Here is a 23867-nt window from a genome sequence, read left to right as displayed (position 1 = left end):
GACGAATCCCCGCTCGCGCTCAAGCGGCGGGCCCGGAAGATCAACCGGGTGCTCGCCGAACAGTATCCGTACGCGCACGCAGAGCTCGACTTCGGGAATCCGTTCGAGCTTCTCGTCGCCACCGTCCTGAGCGCCCAGACCACCGACGTTCGCGTGAACCAGGTGACACCCGTCCTCTTCGCCCGCTACCCGGACGCGCGGTCCCTCTCTGAAGCCGAGCTGCCGGACATCGAGGAGATCATCCGTCCCACGGGGTTCTTCCGGGCCAAGGCGAAGAGCCTCCACACCCTCTCCCAGCGCATCGTGGACGAGTTCGACGGCGTCGTCCCCGGCACGCTTGCCGAGCTGGTCACGCTTCCGGGAGTGGGACGGAAGACGGCGAACGTCGTCCTCGGCAATGCCTTCGGCGTTCCCGGCATCACGGTCGACACACACTTCGGGCGGCTCGCCAAGAGGTTCGGGTGGACGGCCTCGGACGACCCCGTCATGGTGGAGCGCGACGTGATGGAGCTCTTCGAACCCCGCGACTGGACCATGCTCTCCCACAGGGTCGTCTTCCACGGCCGACGGGTGTGCCTGGCGCGTCGGCCCGCCTGCGGCGCCTGCGCGGTGGCGACGCTGTGCCCCTCTTTCGGGGAAGGCGAGACCGATCCCGCGACGGCGCGGAAACTGCTCCGCTTCGAGCTCGCCCCGGGGAAGGAAGCACTCCACGCCGAGATGCTCGCGAACACCGACAACGCCGCGGCCATCCGGCAGCGGACCGAGTCCGACGCCGCGGGGGTTTCCCCGTGAGCGCGCGCAGCGACCTCCAGGCCCTCGTGGCCGCAATCCTGTCCGGCGAGAAGGATCCCTTCGATCGGCGGTGGCACCCCCGGACGCTCCAGGGGGACTACCGCTCGGCCGCGGTGCTCGTCCTCTTCGGCGTCCTCGACGAAGTCCCTGCCGTCTCCCAGCGCCCGATCGCCCCCGCCGACCTCGACGTGCTGCTCCTCGAGCGCGCTCCGGAGCTCGACGCCCACCCCGGCCAGGTGGCCTTCCCCGGCGGCAGCCGGGACCCGGAGGACGCCACGCTCGTCGCCTGCGCCCTTCGGGAAGCGGTCGAGGAGACCGGACTGGACCCCGCAGGCGTCGAGGTTCTCGGTGAACTCCCACCCCTGGGCATGGCGTACACCGGGTTCCTCGTGACCCCGGTGATCGGGTGGTGGGCATCGCCGTCGCCGGTCGATGTCGTGGACTACCGGGAGTCCGCGCAGGTCTTCAGGACCCCCGTGCGGGACCTGCTCGACCCGGACAACCGGGTCATGGTCGTGTTCTACCGGGGCGGTTCCCGGTTCGCGAGCCCCGGCTTCACCGTCAACGGTGTGCTGGTCTGGGGGTTCACCGCCATGGTGCTCGACTCGCTGTTCACCGCCCTCGGCTGGACCGTCCCGTGGGACCGCACCCACGAATACCGCCTCGAGCTGTGACCCGCGGTCCCGCCCGCGTGCGCTATTTCGCCTGATCGTACGAGTCGACCACGGCGACGCTCAGCGGGAACTCGACCGGCGCCCCGGGGAACAGGAGCCTCCCTGCAGCACGCGCTGCGTCCCGTACCGCTTGCGCGCACGCCTCGGCGGCCGCCGCTTCTGCGTGGACCATGACCTCGTCGTGGAGGAAGTACGTGAGCTCGGCGTGGAGTCCCCGCTCGCGGAGCCCGCGCAGCCGTCCGCGCAGTTCCGCCATCCAGCACTCGGCCCACTCCGCGGCCGTTCCCTGGATGACGAAGTTGCGCGTGAACCGCCCCCGCTCCCGAGCGAGCGCGTCAGCGCGGCGCTGCTCCTCGGCGCTGCCCGTGCGCTGGGACGCCGTCCAGCGCGCGGATGGCGGCGGTGTGCTGCGGCCGAGGTGCGTGGTGACCGTGAGGCCGCGTTCGCCGTCGCGCGCGGCCTGCTCGACGAACCCGACCGCGCGGGGGTAGAGCCGCGCGAGCTTCGGCATGAGGCGCCCCGATTCGCCGGTGGTGGCGCCGTAGATCGCCCCGAGCAGGGCGACCTTCGCCTGCGACCGGTCACCGCCGAACCCGGCCGCGGCAATCCCGGCGTAGAGGTCCCGGTTGCGTGCGGCTTCCGCCATCGCGCTGTCCCCGGCGAGTGCGGCAAGGATCCGCGGCTCGAGCTGGGAGGCATCGGCGACGATCAGGCGGTGGCCCGGGCGTGCCCTCGCCGCTGGCCGGACCTCTGCGGGGATCTGCATCGCGCCGCCGCCGCGCGAGGACCAGCGCCCGGTCACGACACCTCCGACCGTGTAGTCGGGACGGAAACGGCCGTCGCTGACCCATGTGTCGAGCCAGGCCCAGCCGTGCGCGGACAGCAGGCGAGCCATCTTCTTGTACTCCAGCAGCGGCAGGATGGCCGGGTGGGTGTACCTGCGGAGTTCCCACGCCCGGGTTGTCTGCGCCTCGATGCCCTCGCGGCGCAGGGCGCGCATGAGCTCCTGAGGCGAGTCGGGGTTGAGCGCAGGCGCGTTCAGCAGGGAGCGGAGCTCGCGGGCCTTCTGCTCGAGCAGCGCGGGGCGGGCTGTTCCCACGGGACGCGGCCCCAGACGGTCGCGGAGGAGGGCGTCGTGGACCGTGGCGTCCCAGGGCACTCCGGCGTGCCGCATCTCCGCAGCGGCCAGGGCCCCGGCCGATTCGGCGGCCAGGAGCAGGGCGAGGCGGAGCCTGTGGGGCGAGCCGGCGGCGGCCGACAGCTGGCTGCGCAGCTCCTCGGCCAGCAGCTCAGGCCCGAAGCCGCCCGCTGGCCCGTTCTCGACAGGCACCTCGTCGAAGAGCGCGTCCTGATAGGGCGATGCGCCTGACGGCAGGCGGTGCGGAATCCCGTCGCCGGCGTCGGGAGGGGATCCGGCGACGGCGGCAGCCGGGGCGTACTGGCCTTCGGCGACGTACGACGAATGCCTGAGGATCGCCGCGCAGAGCGACAGGTCATGGCACCGTCCCAGGGGGACGCCGGCGTGGAGCAGCCGGGGATACCAGTCCCCGGTGCGCAGCCACACCCACCGCGGGCCGTCCTGTGCCTCGATGCGCGCAGCCTCCGCGGGGAAGCGGCTTCGTGGGACCACGTCCGGTCCCGAGACGGGGCGGCCTGCACGGTCCAGCCTCTGCAGCGCCGCGCCTCCGTCCGGAGTGGTTGCCACGAGTTCGTACACCCGTCCATTCTTCCTTGCGATCAGCCCTCTCTTTCCTCCTCCACAGACGCGGGTCGGGCGTGTTGTCCACATAGGCGCAGCCCAGCTTCCGGCGGTCGCGCTGCCCCGTGAGGCTGGGGGCATGGACAGGCAAGAGCAGGGCAGGCCGGAAGCGGGGGGATGGGTCCCCGGCACTGCCGCAGCGGTGTGCTGCATCACCGCGGACGAGGGGCTGAGGGAGGACTGCGCGCGGGCTGCGGCGGTTGCGGGCGCGGCGTTCGAGGCGGCGCCGTCCGCGGGGGAGGCTGCGGCGCTCTGGTCCCGAGCCGACCTGGTGCTCGTGGGTGCCGACGTGACGGAGCTTCCGCCGCAGCGCAGGGATGCCGCGGTCCTTGTCGGGCGCGGGTCCGACCGCGGCCTACTCTGGCAGCGCGCGGCGGACCTCGGCGTCGACCACGTGGCGGAGCTGCCCGAGGCCGCCGAGTGGCTGGTCGAGTTCCTGGGACGCCGCGGATCGGACCGGTCATCGGGGTCCGTCGTCGGCGTGGTGGGCGGCTGTGGGGGAGCGGGGGCAAGCACGGCGGCGGCCCTGATCGCCGGGGCCGCCGCGCTCGACGGCGCTTCCGTCCTCCTCGTCGACGGGGACCGCTTGGCGGGGGGCCTTGAGGCCTCGGTGAGCGAGCGCGGCGCCGAAGGGCTTCACTGGCCGGATCTGATCTCAGCGAGCGGGACGATCAACCCGGAGCAGCTCCGTTCGGCGCTGCCCCGTGTCAGGGGCGTCGGGCTGCTGTCCTGGCCGGCGAGCTCCCAGCGGGCAGCGAGGATCGGCGCCGCGGCGGTGTCGGGGGCAATCGGGGCAGCACGGTCCGCGTTCGACCTCGTGGTCGCGGACGTCGGTCGGGGACGGGAAGGACTGGAGGACTTCGCGTGGGCGTGCGACCGTCTCCTCGTCGTCGTCCCGGGCCGTCTGGGCGGCGCGCTGTCCGCGGCGCAGCTTCTCCACGAGCTGCCGCCGGTGCCGGTGGGAGCCCTGGTGAGGGGACGCCCCGCCGAGGGAATCGATGCCGAGCAGCTCGCCCAGGCGGTCGACTGCCCGCTGGTGGGCACGGTGCCGCACGTCCGCGGCATCCCCGCCGCCGCGGAGGCAGGGCGCCTCCTCGAGTTCTCCCGGCTCCGGGCCTTCCGCCGGCTCGCGGGCACGGTGCTGGACGGAGCTCACCTGCCCATGGACGACGGCGAGGCGCTCGCGGTAGGCGCGAGGCTGGCCTCACGCGGTCGGAGGGCCGGGCGATGAGGACGCAGCGGGGCATCGACCGCGACCTCCTCGACTCCGTGCGCCGGACTGTCCTGTCGGAGCCGGGTCCGGTGACGACGGCGCGCATCGCGGCAGCCGTCCACGACAGCGGCCGGCTGCTGGGGACGGCCGGTGCGCTTGCCGCCGTCGAGCTCATCTCCGCGGAGCTGCGCGGACTGGGCCCCCTGCAGGTGCTCGCCAACGACCCCGCAGTGACGGACATCTTCGTCAATGCCCCGGACGACGTCTGGTTCGATCAGGGACGCGGTCTGGAACGGAGCCGTATCTCGTTCCCGTCCGAGGACGCGGTCCGCTCGCTGGCCGTGCGCCTCGTGGCCGCCGCTGGACGCCGACTGGACGAGAGCTGTCCGTGCGTGGATGTCCGGCTTCCCGAGGGATACCGGGTCCACGCAGTCCTGCCGCCCGTCTCCACGGGTGGGACGCTCCTGTCCGTGCGCATCCGGCGGGAACGCAGCCTGACCCTCGACGAACTCGTCGATGCGGGCACCGTCCTGCCCGACCAACGGCTGGTCCTCGAGGCCCTGGTCGAGCGGCGGTGCAGCTTCCTCGTCAGCGGTGCCACCGGGTCGGGGAAGACAACACTGCTGAGCACCCTCTTGGGACTCGTCCCCCAGAACGGGCGCATCGTCCTGATCGAGGACGCAGCAGAACTGGCGCCCGACCACGATCACGCCGTCACCCTGGAGGTGCGCCACGGCAACGTCGAGGGGGCCGGGAGCGTGGACCTCGCCGACCTCGTCCGGCAGGCGCTGAGGATGCGGCCGGACTGGCTCGTGGTGGGCGAGTGCCGGGGTGCGGAGGTCCGCGAGCTGCTTGCTGCCCTGAACACCGGCCACAGCGGCGCAGGCACGATCCATGCGAACACGGCCCGGTCCGTCGTGGCCAGGCTCGCGGCGCTCGGCGCTCTCGCGGGGCTCGGCCCCGAGGGAACGGCCCTGCAGGCCGCCAGTGCACTCGACGCCGTGGTCCACCTCGAGCGCGGCGCGGCGGGGCGGAGGGTCGCGAGCATCGCAGCAGTCCGCGAGCAGGACGGCGTGCTCGTCATCGAGGACGCCCTCGTCCGGCCACCCGGGGAGTCTCGGTCGTGCCGGCGCGGACCGGGATGGGCGGCGCTCGCTGCGCTGACCGGAGCGGGCCTCGGAGGGGAGACGGGGGCATGAGCGGCGACTGGGGTGCCTCCGCTGCTGTCGCGATAGGCCTGTTCGCGGGGGCCGTGCTCGCCCAGCACCGTGCGGGAGCGGCCCGTCTGCGGAAGCCCCTGTGGTCCGCCGATGGCGCCGTCGGAAGGGCAGCGGGGAGGCGGAGGGGAGTCCCGGCGTCCGTTGCCACGGGTCGGGCCCCGTGGCGCGGCAGGGGGCATGCGAGTCCTGCGGAGGAACTCCAGAGCGTCGCGATCCTGGTGGCCCAGCTCTCGGCGCTCCTCCGGGCCGGCCGCAGCCCCGTCGAGATGTGGCACCAGGCCGCGGCAAGCCAAGCCGCTCCGGGATCCAGCGAGGAACGGGGAGCGCGGGCGGGCCGGAGCGAATCGGGCGGCGCCACCGACCCCGAGGGCGCGGACGGGCCCGCGGGGGAGGCCGCGTTCGTCCTCTCGGCCGCTGCGCGCGCCGCGCAACTCGGGCGACCCGTCGGCGACGCGATCCGTTCGGCGGCCGTCGGCCGGCGCCGGGGAAGCCGTGGCAGCGCAGTGTGGGAGGGGCCGTGGACCAGCGTCGCAGCGTGCATTGAGACCGCGGAGGCCTCGGGCAGCCCGCTGGCAGGAGTTCTCGACCGGCTGGCTGCGCTCCTCGAGGCAGACGCGGATGCGGCGGCTGCGCGCGCCGTCGCCCTCGCCGGACCCCGCGCCACAGCGCAGGTGCTGAGCGTCCTCCCCGTGGCAGGGCTCGGTCTCGGGTTCCTCATGGGAGCCGATCCCGTCGGGGTGCTGCTGTCCACGCCGGTGGGTGCCGCGTGCCTCTCGCTCGGCGCGATTCTCACCCTTGCCGGGCGCTGGTGGTCAGCCCGGCTGGTTCGTTCCGCATCGGAGGCCCGATGAGCGTCCTCCTGGCGGTCGGCATCGTGGCTGGGGTGCTGGGGAGTTCACTCGCGCTCCGCGGGGCCACCTTCCGACTCCCTCTGCATCTTCCACCGGACTCTCATGGGCGGCAATCTTCCGCGCGCGATGCGGGAACCCGTCTCCTGGGTGCGCCGTCGGTCCCCTCGGGCGCCGACGAGGTCCCGCTGCTCCTGGAGCTGTTGGGGGCAATGCTCCAGGCGGGACTGAGTCTGCAGCGCGCGCTGGCAGTCGCGGCACGCATTCCCGGGCCCGAGTCAGAGGCCCTGGGGAGAGCGGCGGCCGCCCTCGAACTCGGCGTCGCATGGGAGCACGCCTGGCCGGTCTCGGGCCAGGACATGTCGGCGGCGGGCCGTGAGATCAGGGATGCGCTGCATTTCGCCGCCTCGACCGGCGCGCCCTCCGCCGAGCTCCTCTTCTCCAGAGCAGGCCAGATCCGCCGGCGCCGGCACCGCGAGCTTGAACGCCGCGCCGCCGCTCTGGGAGTCCGGCTGGTCGTGCCCCTGGGCGTCTGCTCGCTGCCGGCGTTCCTCTGCCTCGGCGTCGTGCCCGTCCTCCTCGCCATGCTTCCTTCCCCCTGACCCACGCCCCGCCTGACCGGCCACGAAGACTCCTGCCGCTTCCCGGCAGGCGGCGTCCCGACGCCACCTCCTTCCGACAGCAGTCGGAGGGATCCCACCCACAAGGAGGAACCATGTCCACCACCGCGATGGCAACCGCTTGGCTCGACCCCAGCGCCGGCCCGGCTCCAGAAGCACTTCCGCGCCCAGAATCGCTCACGGCCCCAGAATCGCCCACGACCGCAGAATCGCTCCAGACCCCGGAACCGCTCCGGGGCTCCGCATCACTCCCGGTGCACGCAGGGAGCCTCGGCCAGGTCGTCGAGCTGTATCCGGCGGCGGGCAGGCGACGCCTCCACGGCGCTCCCCGCCGCTCCAGCAGGCTGGTGCCCCGTCGCTGGTCGGCCAGGCTCCAGAGGCTCGCCCGGGGACTCGCGCGGCGGATGTCTGGGCAGGCCGGCATGGCGACCGCAGAGTATGCGATCGCCACTCTGGGCGCTGTGGCCTTCGCAGGGCTGCTCGTGGTGATCATGCGCAGCGACGAGGTCCGCGGCTTCCTGCTCGGCATCATCCGCGCGGCCCTCGCCCTGCCGTGACCAGGACCCCGAGGGACGTCAGGCGCGGGAAAGGTCCGGCGTCCCTCCGGGGAGCAGTCACCGCAGAATTCGCGGTGGCCATCCCGGCGGTCATTCTGCTCCTCGGCCTCCTGCTCGCAGCCGTGTCGGCCGGCGTGGCGCAGATACGCGTCGAGGAGGCCGCCCGTTCGGCGGCCAGGACGCTTGCCCGGGGAGACGATCCGGATGCCGTGGCCCAGGAGGTCCGCCGCATCGCGGGAGGGGAGGCGGAGCATACCGTCGAGCCGGGCGCGGGCACGGTGACCGTCAAGGTCTCCTCTGCCGTGCCGGGTCCGGTCGCCGCGGCCGCCGGACTGCGCGTCGCGGCCTCGGCGACCCTGGCCCTCGAGGGACCCCGATGACCACGGCCGGGTACCCATGACGGGCCGGCTCGGAAGGATGCGCCCGAGGAGAACCGAACGAGAGCGCGGCGCCGGCACCGTCCTTGCCCTCGGACTGGGCCTGCTCCTGATCGCGGCCTGCGCGGCCGTGCTGACGCTTGCGCAGGCTCTCTCCTCGGCAGCCAAGGCGGCGTCCGCCGCTGATCTCGCGGCCCTTGCGGCGGCCGACGCCGAACGCGGCCTCCGCAGCGGGAATCCGTGTGAGCTCGCGGGGACAGTGGCCTCCCTCAACGGTGCAGGCCTTGCCTCGTGCGAGGTCGAGGTCCCCGGACGCACCGTGCGCGTCGTCGTGCAGGTCACCACCGGAGCACCGTGGGGGCCGGCGATCGGACGCGCCAGAGCCGGCCCCCCGCCGTGAGCACCCCCCCACAGCAGGGCTCGCCCGGGGGATCTAGGCTGCGCACCTACCTCGCGCATCTACCCCTGGGGCCTACCGCTGCGCATCTACCCCTGCCGGCCTATCCTGCGGCGGGCGCGGCCTGCGCGGACGACTCCGGGCGACGCGAGTGGGCGAGGACCGTCGCGAGCAGGGATACAGCCCCCGCCTTGTCCAAGGGATTGTTCTTGTTGCCGCACTTGGGACTCTGGACGCACGAGGGGCACCCGGCCTCGCATTCACAGCCCTCGATGGCCTCGCGGGTCGCAGTGAGCCACTCCCGGATCCTCTCGTACCCGCGCTCGGCGAACCCGGCGCCGCCCGGGTGCCCGTCGTAGACGAAGATCGTCGGCTGCTCGGTGTCGGCGTGCAGAGCCGTTGAGACGCCGCCGACGTCCCAGCGGTCGCTCGCCGCCACCAGCGGGAGGAGACCGATTGCGGCGTGCTCAGCTGCATGCAGGGCTCCCGGGAACTGGGCCTCGAGCAGGCCGCCCGAGGCGATCGTCGGCGCGGGGACGGTCAGCCAGACTGCCTTGGTGAACAGGTCGCGCGCGCCGAGGTCCAGTGGCTCCTCGCCCAGGACCTCATTCGAGACGAGCGCCTTGCGCTGGAAGGAGACCACCTGAGTCGTCACCCTGACCTCGCCGAAGTGCACGCCTACCGGGCCCCACTGCTCTGCACGGAGCTCGCTGATCACGTCGACGGTCGTGATGTCGCGCGCCGTCGTGTAGTAGTCGGGGTTCACCCTCTCGACCACCACGCAGTGCTCCGCCTCGTTGAGCTCGCGTACGAGGTAGCTCGCGCCCTGATGGACGTAGATCGCGCCCTCGTGGGCCTGGTAGTGGGTCTGAGGCGAGTCCATCGAACCCAGCAGCAGCCCGGTCTCCGCCTCGATGATGCTCACCGGGCCACCCCCGTCTGCGCGCAGGCTGACCATCGCCGCCGCGCTTTCCGGGTGGGTCCAGAACCAGCCGGACGGTCGGCGGCGGAGGTAGCCCTGGGCCTCGAGCTGGGCAAGGAGCCCCTCCGCGGCGGGGCCGAACAGGGCCAGGTCGGCCGGACCGATCGGCTTCTCCGCCGCGGCTGCGCACAGGTGGGGCCCGAGGACGTAGGGGTTGGAGGGATCGAGGACGGTCGCCTCGATCGACGTGTCGAAGATGGCCTCCGGATGGTTGACAAAGTAGGTGTCCAGCGGATCGTCGCTGGCGACAAATGCGGCAAGCGCCTCCTGGCCCGAACGGCCGGCCCGGCCGATCTGCTGGAAGAACGACGCGCGGGTCCCCGGCCACCCTGCGACGAGCACGGCGTCGAGCCCCGAGATGTCGATGCCGAGTTCGAGCGCCGACGTGCTGGCGACACCGAGGAGCTCCCCCGAGCGGAGCCGACGCTCCAGCTCCCGGCGCTCCTCCGGCAGGTATCCGGACCGGTAGGCCGCCACGCGGCCTGGAAGGCTCGGGTCCACATCGTCCAGGAGCCGCTGCGCGATCGACGAGATGGACTCGGCTCCGCGGCGGGACTTGATGAAAGCGATCGTCCGCACCCGCGCGGAGACCAGGTTCGCGAGGAGGTCCGCGGTTTCGGCGATCGCCGTGCGCCGCTGGGGGGCGCCGTTCTCCCCCTTCGCCTCGGTCAGCGCCGGCTCCCAGAAGGCCACCTCCGTCGCGCCGTGGGGAGAGCCGTCCCCGGTGACGGCGCAGACCTCGGCGCCGACCAGCCGCCCCATCGACGCCTCGGGGTCGCCGGAGGTGGCGGAGGCGCCGATGAAGGTCGGGGCGGAACCATAGTGCTGGCAGATCCGGCGCAGGCGGCGGAGCAGGTTTGCCACATGGGAGCCGAAGACCCCCCGGTAGCTGTGCGCCTCGTCGATCACCACGAAGCGGAGCCGGCGGAAGAACGAGGACCACCAGGCATGATTGGGCAGGATCCCGAAATGCAGCATGTCCGGGTTGGCCAGGACCACGTTCGCGTGCTCGCGGATCCACCTCCTTGCCGACTGCTCCGTGTCGCCGTCGTAGGTCTCGGCCCGGACTGTCGGGAGCCGAAGCGCCCGGATCGCGGCGAGCTGGTCCGCCGCGAGCGCCTTGGTGGGGGACAGGTAGAGCACGACGGCGCCGTCGTCGTGAAGGCGGCCCGGATGTGCGGCGGTGCGCAGTTCGGACCGGTGGACGGCGTCCAAGGCGGGCAGCTGGTAGGCAAGCGACTTCCCGGAGGCGGTGCCGGTGGCGAGGACGACGTGGGTGCCGGCATGGGCGAGATCGGCCGCGGCGACCTGATGGGTGTACGGCTCGTGGATGCCCAGGGTGCGGTAGGCCTCGACGAGGTCGGGATGGGCCCACTGCGGCCACGGCGCGAACTGGGCGCTGCGGGCAGGCAGGACGCGGAGGTGGCGCAGCTGGTCAGGATCGGCGGAGAAGCCGAGGAGGGTCACGAGGGAGTCATGCGCTGCCACCCGAGCATTCTGCCAGCCTCGGCTGGAGAGCGTCGGGGAGCGCTGCAGTGCCCGGGGTCAGTCGCTGAGCGACCCGCCCTTCGTGGTGCCGGGGTTGGCGAGCATGAGCACCCCGGAGATGTCGCTCCACCCGAGGTGGTGGTACAGGTGCTGGCCGTCGGTGGAGGCGATCAGGAGACCCTGCTCGAGATCGTGCTCGCTCATGGCGGCAGTGAGCGCGCGCATCACGAAGCTTCCGAGCCCGCGGCGGCGGAAGTTCGGCTCCGTGACAATCCGGTCGAAGACGGCGTAGCCCTGGGTGACGGCGACATGTCCGCGGGCCGCCAGAGTCCCGTCCACTGTTCCCACTGTGACCGTCGCACTGTGGTCTTCGAGGTCCGTGGTCAGCTTCAGCTCGTCGTCGTTGAGCCACGGCTCTTCGACGTCCTTGCCCTCGAAGTCCATGATCATGAGCTCCTGGTCCGCGGCGAGGACCGCGAGGCCGTGCTTCTCAGCGAGGGAGCGGTAGGCTGCGTGGTCGTCGGTGAGGACCGTCAGCAGGCGCGGCGCGGAGTCCTTCACGAACGCTGCGAGACGGGCGAACTCGTCATCGCTCGGGTTTGCGGCGAAGACCTCCCAGTCCCCGGACTTGTCGACGAGCTGCACTGCCTTGAAGGCATCCACGTCTCCCACCGGGTAGTGGCGCGTCGAAGCCCACCCTTCGACCCAGATGCCCAGAAGTTCGCTCAGAGTTGCCTCGCCCATAGCCATGACCATAACGGGTACGACCGAGGCCTGATAAGGGCCGTGACAGAACTGTCACCGCATCGCCCAGGCACCGCCCGGCTACCCTTGATGGGTGGCTCTGCACCGTATTGTCCTTTTCTACTGCTTCACCCCTCTGCCGGATCCGGAAGCCGTCCGGCTGTGGCAGCGCGCCCTGGGCGAGGGGCTCGGACTCCGCGGCCGCATCATCGTCTCCCCGGACGGGATCAACGCGACGGTGGGCGGCGAGCTCACCGCCGTGAAGCGGTACGTGCGCGCCACGAAGGAGTATCCGGCGTTCCGTGCGCTCGACGTGAAGTGGTCGGAGGGCGGCGCGGAGGACTTCCCCAGGCTCAGTGTGAAGGTCCGGCCCGAACTCGTCTCCTTCGGAGCACCGGACCGACTCGCGGTGGACGCTCAGGGAGTGGTAGGCGGCGGCACGCACCTCACGCCGGAGCAGGTGCACGATCTCGTAGACGCGGGCCGGTCGGCGGGACGCGAGGTCGTGTTCTTCGACGGGCGCAACGCGTTCGAGGCGCAGATCGGTCGCTTCAAGGACGCGGTGGTCCCGGACACGACGACGACGCACGACTTCCTGGACGAACTCGACTCGGGCAAGTACGACCACCTAAGGACAGGCCTGTCGTCACCTACTGCACCGGCGGGGTGCGCTGCGAGGTCCTGAGCGCGCACATGCGCACCCGCGGGTTCCAGGAGGTCTACCAGCTCGACGGGGGGATCGTGCGCTACGGCGAGCGGTTCAAGGACTCAGGACTGTGGGAAGGCTCCCTGTACGTCTTCGACCGCAGGATGCGGATGGAGTTCAGCGAGGATGCCGTGACCATCGGCCGGTGCGCCCGCTGCGCCTCGCCCACGAGCGACTTCCACAACTGCTCGAATCCTGCGTGCCGCAGCCTCACCCTGTACTGCAGCGACTGTGCCTCCTCCCCGGCGACGCTCCGCTGCCCCGAGGGCTGCGACAGCGCGTCCCCCACCCCTGTGGGATCGGCCGTGCCTCAGGGGCGCACCAGCCGATAGGCGACATTCGACGGCGTGCTCCCCGCCACGAAGGCGATGTCGACCGCCCCGGACCCCGCCAGTGCGACGGTGCGCGCCCAGGGCCGATTGCAGTCGAAGGCCAAGTCGACCGCGGGAGCGCCCTCGACGGTGGCGATGATCCTGGCCGTGGTCGTGCCCCGGCAGGCGAACCTCAGGGTGGCATCCCCGGGAGTTCCCTGCGCCCTCAGGGTGAACCTCGCCCCGTCCGGCCAGACGGCACCGGAACCGGACGCAACCGAGGTCCCGCCCTCGTCGGGGAGCACGGTGTCGGCCCACCCCCGCAGCGCATAGCCCGAGAGGATCTGGTCCAGCGGCGCCCGCAACGCGCTCCTGGCTGCTCGCTCCCGCCGCTGCGCCGCCTCCCCGGCAGCGGAGGCAGAGGCGGAGGCCTGAGCGGCTTCCGCCGAGGCCTGGGCTGCCGCCTCGCGCTGGCCCAGCGGCGGCAGGCCGTCGTCGTACTGGTAGGAGCAGCCCGCCGCGGCGAGGCCCACCACGACGGCGGTGAGCCGCCGCGCGGCCTTCGCGGCGGGCATCGACACCATGCCCCCATTCTGGACCCGCGAGGGCCTACAGCCTCCGGACCACCGGTGCCGGGCAGCCTCCGCCTAGACTTTCGGGGTGACAAGCGCGCCCCCCGACCAGCCCGCTCCCGGATCCGTCCCGGGTCCGGAACCGCTCCCGGCCCTGCGGGATGTCCCCCGCTCGGACCGCCCCGGCCTTCTCGCGGCCCTCGCGGAGGACCTGGCCGCCGCCGAGTACCGCGTCGACGCCGTCGCCGGGCTCCTGGGCCCCGAGGCCCACGCGGCGCTTTCCCGCGACCAGATCGTGCCCGCCCTCGTGGCGACCCGTCGCGCCGGCGAGGATCCCGCCCGACGGCACCTGACCGCCGTCGTGCGCTTCTTCCTGCTCGCCCGGCCCGCGTCGCGGGAGGAGCTCGACGTCGCCCTGCCCACGCTCGGCGCCGAAGGCCTGGTCGCGCTCGGGCTCGCGGAGGCGCACGACGACGGGCGGCTCGCCGCCACGCTCGACCTCCGCCCGTACGCGTGGGACGGGCCGGAGGGCCAAGTCGAGATGTGGGTCGCGTCCGACCTTGCAGCCCACCAGAGGCCGGGTGTGCTCCGGGCCGACCACGTCCTGGGGATCGGCCACGCGTCGGCGACGCTCGTGCAGACGACTGCCCGCCGGCCGGTCGCCCGCGCGCTGGACCTGGGCACGGGATGCGGGATCCAGGCATTCCACCTGCTGGCCCACGCGCACCACGTCGTGGCGACGGACGTCTCCGATCGGGCCCTGGCCTTCGCGCGGTTCAACGTCCTCCTCAACGCGCAGGTCCTCGGCGTGGACCCGGACCAGCCTGAACGGCGCATCGAGCTGCGCCACGGCTCCCTGCTCGAGCCGGTGCAGGGGGAGCGCTTCGACCTCGTGGTCTCGAATCCGCCGTTCGTCATCACCCCGCGCAGTGCCGAGGAGAGTGCCGAGGACAGGTTCACGTACCGCGACGGGGGCCTGCCGGGGGACCGCCTCGTGGCTGACCTCGTCGCCGGGCTGGGCGATGTGCTCGCGGAAGGCGGCACCGCCCAGCTCCTCGGCAACTGGGAGATCCCCGACGGCGCGCCGTGGCACGAGCGTGTGCGGACGTGGGTGCCGCCCGGCGTCGACGCGTGGGTCCTCCAGCGCGAGCAGCTCGGCCCGGGACAGTACGCGGAGACGTGGCTCGCCGACGCGTCCCAGCAGCGCGACCCGGATGCCTACGAGGAGGCGTACGCGGCCTATCTGGACGACTTCGCCTCGCGGGGAACGGCCGCGATCGGCTTCGGCGCGGTGTGGCTGAGGCGCCCCGGCCCTGGGCAGGCGCGTCTGGACAGGTTCGAGGAGCTGACCCATCCCCTCGAACAGCCCATCGGCCCCCACTGGTCTGCGGCCATCGACCGCGCCGACTGGCTCGCCGCACACCCGGACCTCGGCCCGGAACGCCTCGTCGTGGCCGAGGACGTGACCGAGGAACGCCACCAGCGGCCGGGGGCCGAGCACCCCGGGGTCATCCTCCTGCGCCAGGGTGCCGGCTTCCGCCGCACGAGCCTGATGAGCACGGAGCTGGCCGGGTTCGTCTCCGCGTGCGACGGCGAGCTCACGGCTGGGCAGATCGCGTCGGCGCTCGCGGCACTCCTGGAGCGGGACGACGACGCGTTCCGCCCGGGCCTGCTGGCCGAGGCCGCGAACCTGGTCGCCGACGGGTTCCTCGTGCCCGCGTAAAGCGTGAAAAAAGAGCTTGACATCTCTGGAACTGTGGCGTTAATTACATTCAACATCCGCACGACGAAAAAGCAGCATGACTGAGAAGAAGCGCAGCCCCCGCACCGAGAACCCCGTGCGGATCACCGATCCCAAGGCCATCCGAGCCCTCGCGCACGCGGCGCGGCTTGAGGCCATCAACGAGCTCTACTCGAGCCAGAAGAGCCGCACGGCCACGGAGCTGGCGGCCTTCACGGGCCTCACCCCGAGCGCCATGAGCTACCACCTGCGCGCCCTGAAGAAGTGGGGCATCGTGGTCGATGCGCCGAGCGACGGCGACGGCCGTGAGCGCCGGTGGAAGGCTGCCGGCACGGACCTCAACCTCGACACCGCGACGACCGGCCAAACGCCGGGCCTCGCCATCGTGGACATCGAGCTGGAGGCGCTGCGCAAGCGCATCGCCAGCCACGCGAAGCTGCGCGACGCCGCGCGCCGCCGCGGGGAGCCCGACGAGACGCCGGTGATGGTCGTCTCCGGCAACGTCCTCAAGCTCACCCTCGAGCAGCGCGCGGAGTTCAAGCGCCGCATGTCGGAGCTGCTGGACGAGTTCGAGCCGGACGACACAGGGGAGACGGACCCGGAGGGCACGGAACGGATGTACGTCCTCTGGTCGATGCTCCCCGAGGGGCGGGAGGCTGCCAGGCCCAAGTCCTCGCCGAAACGGGTCGCCGAGAAGGTCGCCGAGAAGAAGGGTGCTGCGGGCTCCTGACGACGCCGGCCATGCCGGACGTTGTCCACAGGTGAGGGCCGCGGCTTGCACTCCGACCGCAGTCGTATGGTGAACTAGGGACTTGCGCGGTCCGCCGCGCCCCCACGCTCCCGCAAGATCGGGCGGGAGCGGTGCAGCTGTTCTCGAGGAGTACCGTGGCCACCAAGGCTAAAACCGGCAAGAAGCTCGTGATTGTGGAGTCGCCGGCCAAGAGCAAGACCATCGCCCAGTACCTGGGCGAGGGCTTCGAAGTCGACGCCTCGATGGGCCACATCCGCGACCTCCCACAGCCCTCCGATCTCCCGGCGGAGCTCAAGAAGACCTCGGTCGGCAAGTTCGCCGTCGACATCGAGAACGGGTTCGAGCCCTATTACGTGGTCTCGCCGGACAAGAAGAAGAAGGTGGCCGAGCTCAAGGCCAAGCTCAAGGACGCCGACGAGCTCTTCCTGGCCACCGATGGCGATCGCGAGGGCGAGGCCATCGCGTGGCACCTCCTCGAGGTCCTCAAGCCGAAGGTGCCGGTGCACCGCCTGACCTTCCCCGAGATCACCAAGGAAGCGATCCAGCGCGCCATGGCCGAGCTGCGCGACGTCGACGAGTCGCTCGTCGACGCGCAGGAGACCCGCCGTGTCCTCGACCGCCTCTACGGCTACGAGATCTCGCCGGTCCTGTGGCGCAAGGTGGCCAGCGGCCTGTCCGCAGGCCGTGTCCAGTCGGTCGCGACCCGCCTCGTCGTCGAGCGCGAGCGCGAGCGCATGGCGTTCCGTGCTGCTGACTACTGGGACCTCACGGCCATCGTCGCCCCCGCGTCCGGCGGCGCTTCACAGCCGCACGACGCCGCCGCGCGGCAGAGCTTCCAGGCCCGCCTCGCGCAGGTGGACGGCAAGAAGGTGGCCTCGGGCCGCGACTTCGACGACCGCGGCCGGCTGACCGCCAAGAACGCCGAGCTCCTCACCGAGGCCACCGCACGGGCCCTCGCCGAGGGGCTTGAGGGCGCCGCCTTCGCGGTCCGGGCCGTGGAGGAGAAGCCCTACACCCGTCGGCCGGCTGCCCCGTTCACCACGTCGACCCTCCAGCAGGAGGCGGCGCGCAAGCTCCGCTTCTCCGCCCGGGTCACGATGCAGGTCGCGCAGCGCCTGTACGAGAACGGCTACATCACGTACATGCGAACCGACTCGACGGCGCTCTCCGACCAGGCGGTCACGGCTGCGCGCCGGCAGGCCTCCGAGCTGTACGGTCCCGAGTACGTGCCCGGCCGTCCGCGCGTGTACGCCTCCAAGTCCAAGAACGCGCAGGAGGCCCACGAGGCCATCCGCCCCGCGGGCGACTCGTTCCGCACGCCGGCGCAGGTCGCCAAGCAGCTCTCGGGGGACGAGTTCCGCCTCTACGAGCTCATCTGGAAGCGCACGGTCGCCTCCCAGATGGAGGACGCCAAGGGCTCCACCGCGACCGTCAGGCTCGGCGCGCAGGCGCTCTCCGGCGAGGCTGCGGGGCGCGACGCCGAGTTCACGGCCTCCGGCACGGTGATCACGTTCCGCGGGTTCCTCGCGGCCTACGAGGAAGGCCGGGACGAGGTCCGCGAAGACTCGGAGAACGGTGCGGGCGGATCCGCTGCGGGCGAGAGCGCCCGGCTGCCGGTGCTGGCCAAGGGCCAGGCACTCGACGCGCTCGAGCTGACTGCGAACGGCCACCAGACCTCCCCGCCCCCGCGGTACACCGAGGCCTCCTTGGTCAAGACGCTCGAGGAGCGGGGCATCGGCCGCCCGTCCACGTACGCGGCGACGATCTCGACGATCATGGACCGCGGCTATGTCCGCAGCCGCGGAACGGCCCTTGTGCCGAGCTGGATCGCGTTCTCGGTGGTGCGGCTGCTCGAGGAGCACTTCCACGATTACGTCGACTACGACTTCACGGCGGAGATGGAGGAGGACCTCGACCGGATCGCTGCAGGCGAGCAGGCCGGTGCGGACTGGCTGAGCCACTTCTACTTCGGCGACGACCACAACCCGGGCTTGACCAAGATCGTCGGCGGCCTCGGCGAGATCGACGCGCGGGAGGTCAACTCGGTCGAGATCGCGCCGGGCATCGTGCTGCGCGTGGGCAAGTATGGGCCGTACCTCGAGAAGCCACTCCCGGCAGACGCGCCTGAGGGCACGGCCCCCGAGCGGGCGAACGTTCCGGAGGACCTCGCCCCCGACGAGCTCACCGCCGACAAGGCGCGCGAGCTCATGGAGAGCGCCGGTCCGGAAGAGCGCGTGCTCGGCACGGACCCGCTCACGGGTCACACGGTGGTGGCGAAGAACGGCCGGTACGGCGCATACGTCACCGAAGTCATCCCCGAGCCCACGCCTGAGCAGCTCGCGGCCCAGCCCGTGGAGTACTACAAGAACGGCAAGCCCAAGCCGCCCAAGAAGCCGGCGAAGGTCAAGCCCCGCACGGGTTCGCTCTTCAAGTCCATGTCGCTGGACACCGTCACGCTCGAGCAGGCGCTGGACCTGATGAGCCTGCCGCGCCGCCTCGGCGAGGACGCGGAGGGCAACGCCATCACCGTCCAGAACGGCCGCTTCGGCCCGTACCTGAAGAAGGGCACTGACTCGCGCTCGATCGGCTCCGAGGAGGAGATCTTCACGATCACCCTCGAGCAGGCTCTCGAGATCTACTCCCAGCCCAAGACGCGCGGGGGCCGCACGGCGGCGGCCGCCCTGGCCGAGTTCGGCGAGGACCCAACGTCGGGCAAGCCGATCGTGGTCAAGGAGGGCCGCTTCGGCCCGTACATCACCGACGGCGTCACGAACATCACCGTCCCGCGGTCGACCTCGATCGAGGAGCTCACGCGCGAGCGCGCCATCGAGCTGCTCGCCGAGAAGCGCGCCAAGGGGCCCGTGAAGAAGCCCGCCCGGCGCACCGCCGGCCGGACAAAGGCGGCGGCGAAGTGAGCGCGCACGACGGCGAGCATGTTCCGGCGCACCTCGACCCCACCCCATTGACGCGCCTCGAGGAGGTTCTCGACTCGGCCTCCCGCGGCCAGTCCGAGGAGGACCCGATGGCGCCGATCCTGGAGTTCCTCAACAGCCTCGTGTGCCTGCTCGTCCCGGAGCCGGCCACGGGGGAGACGGAAACGGTGGAGCCTCTCGTGCTGAACAACGCCGACGGGAATCCGGTCGTGGCAGCCTTCACGCATCGGGCCCGCATCCGGCCGGACTTCCTCGAGTTCGCCCCGACCGTGGTGGAGACGCAGGGCGCGCTCCTGCTGCAGAACCTCGGCACCGAGCTCGGGCTCGTGCTCAACCCGGGCAGCGCGTTCGGGTTCGAGCTGAGCACCGAGCACGTCGCCGCGGTGCTGCGCGACTTCCGGCCCGCGGAGCCGGGCGAACACCCAGACGTTCCGCCCGGTCGGGCCGGGGAATAATGGGCTCATGCGTCTAGGCGTCCTCGACATCGGTTCGAACACCGTGCACCTGCTGCTGGTGGACGCCCATCCCGGCGCGCAGCCCGTCGCCTACGCATCGCACAAGAGGCCGCTCTCGCTCGTGAAGTTCCTCGAAGATGACGGAAGCATCAATGAGAAGGGCCAGGGCGAGCTGGTCGACTTCGTCAAGGAGGCCTGGGAGTTCGCCGGGCGCCACAAGGCGGAGGACCTCCTGGCGTTCTGCACCTCTGCCATCCGCGAGGCCGCCAACGGCGACGCGGTCCTCGCCAGGGTCCAGAGTGAGGCGGACGTCGTCCTCCAGGAGCTCACCGGACGTGAGGAAGCCGCGATGACCTTCTTCGCGGTCCGCCGCTGGTACGGCTGGGGTGCCGGGACCATCCTCGACCTCGACATCGGCGGCGGCTCGTTCGAGCTCGCGATGGGCCATGACTCCCTCCCCGCGGCGGCGACCTCGGTGCCGCTCGGGGCCCAGAGGCTCACCCGCGACTGGCTCCCCGAGGACCCGCCCACGGCGAAGAGCATCAAGGACCTCCGCCGCTACGTCCGGGACACGCTCAAGCCGGTGGTGAAGGAGTTCAAGGACCTGGGCGTCCCCAACCTCGTCGCCGGAACGTCGAAGACCTTTCGCTCGCTCGCGCGCATCGCCGGTGCGGCGCCCTCCGGTGCAGGCCCCTATGTGCGTCGCGTGCTGACCCGCACCGACCTCGGCCTCTGGGCCCAGCGGATGTCCGCGATGGCCGCCTCCGACAGGGTCCACCTTCCCGGCGTCTCCGAGGCCCGCGCCAGGCAGCTCCTCGCCGGGGCGCTCGCCGCAGAGGCAGCGATGGAGCTCTTCGACATCGATGAGCTCGAGATCTGCCCCTGGGCGCTCCGCGAAGGCCTCATCCTCCGCAGGCTCGACCAGCTCGTCTTCGAAGGGCCACTCGAGCCGCCTGCCCACATCGGTCCGATCCAGAGCGAGCGGCAACGCGCCGAGCGCATGCACCCCGCGAGGTCCCGCGTATGAGCATTGCCGAGTCCACCCCGACCCCCCGCCACATCCCCGTCGCGCTCTCCAGCGCATCCGTCTACCCGCTCAGCGTCCACGACGCCTTCGCGGTCGCGGCGGACCTGGGCTTCGACGGGGTCGAGGTGATGGTGACGAACAATTCGACGAGCCAGAAGGCCGACGAACTCGTCCACCTCGCGGAGCGGTACGAGCAGCCCATCGTCTCCATCCACGCCCCCACCCTCCTGCTGACCCAGCAGGTGTGGGGTTCCGCGTGGAACAAGATCAGCCAGTCCTGCCGGATGGCGCTCGACGTGGGATGCGACACCGTCGTCGTGCATCCGCCCTTCCGCTGGCAGGGCTCGTACGCGGAGACCTTCTCCCAGGGCGTCCGGGACCTCGCAGAGGCGTTCGGCGTCCACATCGCCGTGGAGAACATGTACCCCTGGCGCGTCCGCGGCCGGGAGACCCTCGCGTATCTGCCGCACTGGGATCCGATCGGCCAGGGCTACCAGGACATCACCTGGGACTTCTCCCACGCCGCGACCGCCAGGATGGACAGCCTCGCGGCACTCAAAGCCCTCGGCGATTCGATCCGCCACGTGCACCTCACCGACGGCTCGGGGCGCTCGTTCCGGGACGAGCATCTGGTGCCTGGGCAGGGGACCCAGCGCGTCGGGGAGTGCCTCGCACATTTGGCGGGGAACGGGTTCGAGGGCGCGGTCGTCGCGGAGATCAGCACCCGCAAGGCCCGCGGAGCGGGAGACCGCGAACATCTCCTGGCGCAGACGCTCGACTTCGCCCGCACGCACCTGGGCCAGCAGGCCGGTGTCGAGGCGGTCTGACGCGCCAGCAGACCCGCACCCGAGTTGCACCTCTGAGATGCGAAACGCCGGGCGGCCGGTAGGAGACATTGGGGGGAAATCTCCTGGCCACCCGGCGCTCGGGGTCCAGCCGGCTAACCGGTGGAACCCGTCACTCGCACCTAATGAGTGAGTTCACTGTATGAGCCGTCCCTCAAGGGAAGCCCCGATTTCTCTGAGAGAAGTCTGAGAATCAGCAGGGCGCACATCAGATCCTTAAATGAGTTCGGCACTGGCAGTCGAGCGAATCCGGAGGGATTCGGAACCCGAACTGCCAGTGCCGCGGCGGCCGGCCTTGGGGGGAGGCCGGTCGCCCCATCACTCGCACCCTGTGAGGTAGTTACTACTCTAAGGACCGACCTTGTGAGGGCCCTTGGGGACGCATGGGAGGATGCTGGGAATGCGGGCCGCACCCCGGGACTGGCAGGATGGGCAGCATGACGAATCACATCGCATTCCTCGGCACAGGGTCCATGAACGAGGCCATCATGGCCGGGCTCCTCGCGGCGGGCTTCCCCAAGTCGGACGTCACGGCCACCGTTCGCCGGGGCGAGCGGGCCGCGGAGCTCGCCCAGCGGTACGGGGTGACCGCCATGGCCACGGCGGAGGACGACGACGTCAACGCCCAGGCGGTCCGCGGCGCCTCGGTCGTGGTCCTCGGGGTCAAGCCTGTCGGCATCGCCGACGTCGCCCGCGAGATAGCATCCGCGCTGCGTCCCGACGCCATCGTCGTCAGCGTCGCCGCCGCCGTCTCGATCGCCCAGCTCGAGAAGGCGCTCCCCGCCGGCCAGCCGGTCGTCCGCACCATGCCCAACACGCCCGCGCGGCTCGGACACGGCGTCGTGTCGGTGTCGGGTGGCACCAACGCCTCGCGCGACCACGTCGAACGCGTCGTCAAGCTCTTCAAGTCAGTGGGCCTCGTCGTCGAAGTGCCCGAGGACCAGGTCGAGGCTGTGGGCGCGCTGAGCGGGTCGGGCCCCGCGTACGTCTTCTACCTCGCCGAGGCCATGGCGAAGGCCGGGGAGTCGCTCGGGCTTGACCCCTACCTCGCGCTCAAGCTGGCCCGCGAGACGGTGGTGGGCGCCGCCCACATGCTCGCCGAGCCCGGTGCGGACCCCGTGGCGCTGCGCCGCGCCGTCACGAGCCCGAAGGGCACCACTGAGCGGGCCATCGCGGTCTTCGAGGAGCGGGGCCTGCCCGCCATCATCGCCGACGGCGCCCGCGCGGCCGCCGAGCGGTCCCGGGAGATCACCCGCGAACTCGACTGACCCTCGAACGAGCTCGACTGAGAGACTCAGCCCCGGCTCCCCGCACCGGGACGGGCTACAGGAGATCGTGCTCGACGGCGAACAGGGTCGCCGCCGCGCGCGAGGAGACCCCGATCTTGCCGTAGATGTGCCGGACATGGTGGTCCGCGGTGCTGGGTGAGATCCGCAGGGCCGCGGCGACGTCCTTCTTCCGCGCGCCGCGGCACAGGAGCCTCAGGACCTCCACCTCGCGCTCGGTGAGCCCTCCGGGCCATGCGGGGCGCGTCCGCCGTGACCGCACGCCTGCGGAGGCCAGCACGGCGTCGACCGCGTCGGCGTCGAGCTGGGCCGGCGCGAGCCGCAGGAGCCCCTCCGCCGCCCGGGCGGGCGTCCGGGCCTCGTCCGGACGCCCCGGAGGTGCGAGGAGGAGGGTCTGGAAGGCGTCGGCTGCGGCGAGGATGCGCGCCTCCCACGGGATCTCGGCCGCGATGGCTCCGCGGTAGTAGCCGGACCCGTCGAGGCGCTCATGGTGCATGCCGGCCAGCCGCGCGAGGGGAGCGGAGGCCGCGAGGCGTCCGAGGATCCGTTCGCTGTAGTAGGGGTGGAGCCGGAGCCGCTCGTCACGGGCTGGGGACGCCGTGCCGGCTGGACCGGCGGGGACGGCGGCGCGGCCCAGATCTTGGGCCAGGCCGGTGCTGTGCAGGACGGCCCGGTGGTCCGGCGCCGCCCCGGCGGCGAGGGCGGCCACGTCGCGGGAGAAGCCCGCGCGGGCCGGGTCCTTGAGGTCGGCGAAATCGGCGAACACGCTCAGCACCTCGTCGAGCCGATCAGCCGGGATCGAGGCGGCGGGATGGGGCTCGCGCGCGAGCACCGCCTCCCACGGCATGTCCGTCAGGCTGGCGTAGATAAGGGTGTCTAGGGCGCCCAGGGCGGCCGAGGCCAGCTCCGGATCGAGCGCGGCGCCTGCCCGCTCACGCAGCACCGCTGCGAGCGCCTCGCGCCCGCGCAGCCGCCCGATCACCTCCACGTCCCTGGCGATGAAGACGATGCGGGCCGCGAGCGGGATCCTCTCGCCGGAGAGCCCGAGCGGGAACCCGCTGCCGTCCCAGGCCTCGAACGAGGCGGCCAGGGAGGCCCGGGTCCCTTGGGGGAGCCCGAGCCGCACGGCGAGCATCTCCGCAGCCTCGCAGTGCGCCCGCACGCCCTCGCGCATCCGCTGCTTCCCGGTGGCGAGGAAGCGGGCGGCGAGCGCCGCGCGACGGGGGGCCGGCATCCCGCCGCCCAGTGCCGGCAGCACCGCCGTGAGGAACTGCGCGGGCGGCGCCCCGAGGACAGGGGCGATCGCCGCGCGGAGGGCCGTCTCGTCGCCTCCGGCGAGGGACGCCGCGTCAGAGGCGTCCGCGGTGCAGCCGAGGAACCGCAGGAGGGCGGTGTAGTACACGGTGCGCAGGTCCTCGGGAGGGAGGCGGGCGTCGTCGGCAAGCTCGAGCGCGATGAGGCATGTCCGCAGCCCTTGCTCGAGGGGCTGCCCCATGCCCAGGTCCGTCGCGAGGGACATCGCCGCGATGAACTCCGCGAGGCGCAGGGGCTGGGTCATGGTCCGATCAT

General features: G+C 71.9%; 21 protein-coding genes and 1 pseudogene. 17 read left to right on the top strand and 5 right to left on the bottom strand.

What is annotated here, in order from left to right; genetic code table 11:
• Nucleotides 1-48: 48 nt before the first annotated feature.
• Both nth and ACQ5BE_RS15690 read left to right on the top strand, forming a co-directional pair.
• A complete protein-coding gene (gene nth, locus ACQ5BE_RS15695) occupies nt 49-792 on the top strand; it encodes an endonuclease III (RefSeq protein WP_430297929.1) in 744 nt (247 codons plus the stop codon).
• Nucleotides 789-1466: an NUDIX hydrolase gene (locus ACQ5BE_RS15690; RefSeq protein WP_430297928.1), complete on the top strand. Its 678-nt coding sequence runs from the start codon at nt 789-791 to the stop codon at nt 1464-1466. Before nth ends, ACQ5BE_RS15690 begins: the two co-directional genes overlap by 4 nt.
• 22 nt (nt 1467-1488) lie before the next feature.
• Here the strand turns inward: ACQ5BE_RS15690 and ACQ5BE_RS15685 are convergent, their stop codons facing one another.
• Nucleotides 1489-3183 carry a bifunctional 3'-5' exonuclease/DNA polymerase gene (locus ACQ5BE_RS15685; protein ID WP_430297927.1) on the bottom strand — a complete coding sequence of 565 codons (1695 nt, stop codon included), beginning with the start codon at nt 3181-3183 and terminating at the stop codon, nt 1489-1491.
• A gap of 121 nt (nt 3184-3304) precedes the next feature.
• Here ACQ5BE_RS15685 and ssd point away from each other — a divergent pair, with 121 nt between their 5' ends.
• From ssd to ACQ5BE_RS15650, 7 genes are all read left to right on the top strand, one after another.
• Nucleotides 3305-4456, top strand: a complete 1152-nt coding sequence (ssd, locus tag ACQ5BE_RS15680; protein ID WP_430297926.1) for a septum site-determining protein Ssd — start codon at nt 3305-3307, stop codon at nt 4454-4456.
• Entirely contained in the window at nt 4453-5637 is a 1185-nt protein-coding gene (locus tag ACQ5BE_RS15675) for a TadA family conjugal transfer-associated ATPase (RefSeq protein ID WP_430297925.1), read from the top strand. Before ssd ends, ACQ5BE_RS15675 begins: the two co-directional genes overlap by 4 nt.
• On the top strand, nt 5634-6509 hold the full coding sequence (locus ACQ5BE_RS15670; RefSeq protein WP_430297924.1) for a hypothetical protein: 876 nt from the start codon (nt 5634-5636) through the stop codon (nt 6507-6509). The genes ACQ5BE_RS15675 and ACQ5BE_RS15670 overlap by 4 nt, the downstream gene beginning before the upstream one ends.
• Entirely contained in the window at nt 6506-7108 is a 603-nt protein-coding gene (locus ACQ5BE_RS15665; RefSeq protein ID WP_430297923.1) for a type II secretion system F family protein, read from the top strand. The genes ACQ5BE_RS15670 and ACQ5BE_RS15665 overlap by 4 nt, the downstream gene beginning before the upstream one ends.
• A 113-nt stretch (nt 7109-7221) precedes the next feature.
• Entirely contained in the window at nt 7222-7683 is a 462-nt protein-coding gene (locus tag ACQ5BE_RS15660) for a DUF4244 domain-containing protein (RefSeq protein ID WP_430297922.1), read from the top strand.
• Between the two features lie 74 nt (nt 7684-7757).
• The gene (locus ACQ5BE_RS15655; protein ID WP_430297921.1) at nt 7758-8063 is read left to right on the top strand and encodes a TadE family type IV pilus minor pilin; all 306 of its coding nucleotides are present in this window, start codon (nt 7758-7760) and stop codon (nt 8061-8063) included.
• A gap of 37 nt (nt 8064-8100) precedes the next feature.
• Nucleotides 8101-8460: an Rv3654c family TadE-like protein gene (locus ACQ5BE_RS15650; RefSeq protein ID WP_430297920.1), complete on the top strand. Its 360-nt coding sequence runs from the start codon at nt 8101-8103 to the stop codon at nt 8458-8460.
• A 100-nt stretch (nt 8461-8560) separates the two neighbouring features.
• On the opposite strand, the gene ACQ5BE_RS15645 is transcribed toward ACQ5BE_RS15650, so the two are convergent.
• Entirely contained in the window at nt 8561-10927 is a 2367-nt protein-coding gene (locus ACQ5BE_RS15645; protein ID WP_430297919.1) for a DEAD/DEAH box helicase, read from the bottom strand.
• Nucleotides 10928-10984: 57 nt separating this feature from the next.
• On the bottom strand, nt 10985-11671 hold the full coding sequence (locus tag ACQ5BE_RS15640) for a GNAT family N-acetyltransferase (RefSeq protein ID WP_344300368.1): 687 nt from the start codon (nt 11669-11671) through the stop codon (nt 10985-10987).
• 94 nt (nt 11672-11765) lie between these two features.
• On the opposite strand from ACQ5BE_RS15640, the pseudogene ACQ5BE_RS15635 reads away from it, so the two are divergent.
• A pseudogene (locus ACQ5BE_RS15635) lies at nt 11766-12709 on the top strand (rhodanese-related sulfurtransferase).
• Here ACQ5BE_RS15635 and ACQ5BE_RS15630 read toward each other — a convergent pair.
• Nucleotides 12688-13272 (bottom strand): hypothetical protein, encoded by a 585-nt coding sequence (locus ACQ5BE_RS15630; protein ID WP_344300370.1) that lies wholly within the window; start codon nt 13270-13272, stop codon nt 12688-12690. The pseudogene ACQ5BE_RS15635 and the gene ACQ5BE_RS15630 overlap by 22 nt on opposite strands.
• A gap of 142 nt (nt 13273-13414) precedes the next feature.
• On the opposite strand from ACQ5BE_RS15630, the gene ACQ5BE_RS15625 reads away from it, so the two are divergent.
• The 7 genes from ACQ5BE_RS15625 to proC all read left to right on the top strand — a co-directional run bounded on the left by ACQ5BE_RS15625 (nt 13415) and on the right by proC (nt 22280).
• On the top strand, nt 13415-14983 hold the full coding sequence (locus tag ACQ5BE_RS15625) for a DUF7059 domain-containing protein (RefSeq protein WP_344300444.1): 1569 nt from the start codon (nt 13415-13417) through the stop codon (nt 14981-14983).
• A 76-nt stretch (nt 14984-15059) separates the two neighbouring features.
• A complete protein-coding gene (locus ACQ5BE_RS15620; RefSeq protein ID WP_344300371.1) occupies nt 15060-15731 on the top strand; it encodes a MarR family transcriptional regulator in 672 nt (223 codons plus the stop codon).
• 155 nt (nt 15732-15886) lie between these two features.
• Nucleotides 15887-18667 (top strand): type I DNA topoisomerase, encoded by a 2781-nt coding sequence (topA, locus tag ACQ5BE_RS15615; protein WP_344300373.1) that lies wholly within the window; start codon nt 15887-15889, stop codon nt 18665-18667.
• Nucleotides 18664-19140 (top strand): SseB family protein, encoded by a 477-nt coding sequence (locus ACQ5BE_RS15610; RefSeq protein WP_344300374.1) that lies wholly within the window; start codon nt 18664-18666, stop codon nt 19138-19140. The genes topA and ACQ5BE_RS15610 overlap by 4 nt, the downstream gene beginning before the upstream one ends.
• A 7-nt stretch (nt 19141-19147) precedes the next feature.
• Nucleotides 19148-20167 (top strand): Ppx/GppA family phosphatase, encoded by a 1020-nt coding sequence (locus tag ACQ5BE_RS15605; protein ID WP_344300375.1) that lies wholly within the window; start codon nt 19148-19150, stop codon nt 20165-20167.
• Complete coding sequence (locus ACQ5BE_RS15600; protein WP_344300376.1) at nt 20164-20994, top strand: sugar phosphate isomerase/epimerase family protein; 831 nt, start codon at nt 20164-20166, stop codon at nt 20992-20994. Before ACQ5BE_RS15605 ends, ACQ5BE_RS15600 begins: the two co-directional genes overlap by 4 nt.
• Before the next feature lie 455 nt (nt 20995-21449).
• Complete coding sequence (gene proC, locus ACQ5BE_RS15595; protein ID WP_344300377.1) at nt 21450-22280, top strand: pyrroline-5-carboxylate reductase; 831 nt, start codon at nt 21450-21452, stop codon at nt 22278-22280.
• Between the two features lie 55 nt (nt 22281-22335).
• Here proC and ACQ5BE_RS15590 read toward each other — a convergent pair whose 3' ends face one another.
• On the bottom strand, nt 22336-23856 hold the full coding sequence (locus ACQ5BE_RS15590; RefSeq protein WP_430297918.1) for an HD domain-containing phosphohydrolase: 1521 nt from the start codon (nt 23854-23856) through the stop codon (nt 22336-22338).
• Nucleotides 23857-23867 lie beyond the last annotated feature (11 nt).

Origin of the sequence: Sinomonas sp. B1-1 (assembly GCF_050474465.1) — a bacterium.
Lineage (GTDB): Bacteria > Actinomycetota > Actinomycetes > Actinomycetales > Micrococcaceae > Sinomonas > Sinomonas flava.
Note: the sequence above shows the minus strand (reverse complement) of the source record. Positions and strands in the feature narration are given on the sequence as shown.